Annotated in this window: 1 protein-coding gene; it reads left to right on the top strand. The window is 67.2% G+C overall.

The annotated features are described in order from the left end of the window. Positions 1-1,593, top strand: a 1,593-nt coding sequence (locus SAS01S_RS22895) for a beta strand repeat-containing protein (RefSeq protein ID WP_218016339.1), incomplete at both ends; no start/stop codon positions are given.

Raw genomic sequence — 1,593 nt, 5'->3', positions numbered from 1 at the left:
AACGTCACGGTCAATGCCGGCGACGTCACCTCGACCGGCAACACCGCGATCATCGCGCAGCAGACCAAGGTCGCGGGCGCGGGCAATGTCGATGTGACTGCGGGCAACGTCTCGGGCACAACGGGCATCGACGCACACAATTTCGGCACCGGCACGGTCAGCGTCACGGCTAACGGCACGGTGGCCGGCACGGCCGCAGAGGGTATCAAGGCGACCGGCAACGATGCGGTGAGCGTCTCCGTCGCCGACACGGTGACCGGCGCGACCAACGGCCTGACGCTGGTCGGCGGGACCGGCGGTGCGGGCAACATCTCGGTCACCGGCACCGGCGGCTTCCTCGGCGGTACGGGCGACGCGGCAAACATCAAGAACAACGGCTCGGGAACGGTCGCGGTCGACATCTCGGGCGCGAGCGGCTCGACCAGCGGTGAAGGCATCGTGGTGCGCGATACTGCCGCAGGCGGCAACATCGACGTGACCACTGGCGCGGTGACGGCGCTGGCGGCCGGCAAGGACGGGATCGACGTCCAGAGCCTGTCGACCACCGGCAACGTCTTTATCACCGCGAATGGCGACGTGAACGCGGGCAATGCCGGGATCGTCGGCGCGCTCCTTACCGCGGGCGGCACCGGCAATATCGACATAACGGCGAACGGCGCGATCGACGCGCGGTTCGGTGTCGATGCTGAGAATTTCGGCAGCGGATCAACCAGCGTCACCACGATCGGCCCAGTCACCGCGACTAGTGGCAACGGTGTCTTCGCGCTGACCCATGGCGGTGACGTGTTAGTGACGTCGGGTGATGTCAGTTCGCTCGGCGAGACTGCGATCGTGGCGCGCCAGACCAACGCTGCGGGGGCGGGGTCGGTGGGTGTCACCGCAAACAACGTTTCGGGTACGACCGGTATCGAGGCGACCAATTCGGGCTCCGGCGTAACCATCGTTGATGCGACCGGCGCCGTGACCGGGACGACGTTCGAAGGCATCAAGGCGACCGGTAACGATGCGGTGAGGGTTTTCGTCGCCGACACGGTGACGGGCGCGACCAACGGCCTGACGCTGGTTGGTGGGACCGGCGGTGCGGGCGACATCCTGGTCACCGGCGCTGGCGGCTTCCAGGGCGGCACTGGCGACGCGGCCAACATCAAGAATAACGGCTCGGGCACCGTCACGGTCGATATCTCGGGCGCGAGCGGTTCGACCGGCGGCAATGGTATCATCGTCCGCGATACCGCGGTAGGCGGCGACATCAGCGTCACCACCGGTGCGGTGACCGCACCGGCGGTCGGCAAGAACGCGATCGACGTCCAGAGTCTGTCGAACACCGCCAACGTCACCGAAGTGGCCAATGGCGATATCCAGGCGGGCAATGCCGGCATGGTCGCGGCGATCTTCCCGGCGGCGGCGACGGGCAATATCGACGTCACCGCGAACGGCGCGATCGACGCGCGGTTCGGCGTTGACGCCGAGAATTTCGGCTCGGGCGCGGTGAAGGTCACCACGGTCGGCCCGGTGACGGTGGCCGATAACGGCATCTTCGCGGGGACGAAGGGCGGCAACGTCACGGTCAACGCAGGCGATGTCACGTCGAGC

The organism is Sphingomonas asaccharolytica NBRC 15499 (assembly GCF_001598355.1).
GTDB classification, from domain to species: domain Bacteria; phylum Pseudomonadota; class Alphaproteobacteria; order Sphingomonadales; family Sphingomonadaceae; genus Sphingomonas; species Sphingomonas asaccharolytica.
This window is presented reverse-complemented; position numbering and strand designations above follow the sequence as displayed.